The organism is Aeromonas sp. EERV15, from assembly GCF_900079845.1.
Lineage (GTDB): Bacteria > Pseudomonadota > Gammaproteobacteria > Enterobacterales > Aeromonadaceae > Aeromonas > Aeromonas sobria.
Map to the genome: position 1 here is coordinate 1 of NZ_FKKY02000110.1, position 471 is coordinate 471.

General features: G+C 73.5%; 1 protein-coding gene. It reads left to right on the top strand.

From position 1 onward, the window contains the following. A partial coding sequence (locus BN4575_RS22830) for a cytochrome P450 (RefSeq protein ID WP_218060800.1) occupies window positions 1-471 on the top strand: 471 nt, incomplete at both ends.

Consider the following 471-nt stretch of genomic DNA (forward strand, 5'->3'; position numbering starts at 1 on the left):
GGACGTCTCCCTCGGCGGGGCGACGGTGCCCGCCGGGGCGCTGGTGCTCGCGCTCGTGGCCTCGGCCAACCGGGACGAGCGGCAGTACCCCGATCCGGACCGGTTCGACCTGCACCGCGGCTCGCACGGAGGGCTCCAGTTCGGGCACGGCATCCATTTCTGCATCGGCGCGGCGCTGGCCCGCATGGAGGCGCGCGCGGCGCTCGAGGCGGGCAAGCACGTGGTCGTCGACAAGCCGTTCACGAACACGAGCGCCGAGGCGGACGAGCTCATCGCGCTGGCCGCGCGGAAGGGCCGGCTCCTGTCGGTGTTCCAGAACCGCCGCTGGGACGCGGACTTCCTCACCGTGCGCCGCTGCATCGAGCAGGGCCTGCTCGGCGAGGTGGCCTCGTACGAGGCGCACTTCGACCGGTTTCGTCCCGCGATCAAGCCGGGCTGGCGAGGGCAGGCGTCGCCCGGCTCGGGGATCCT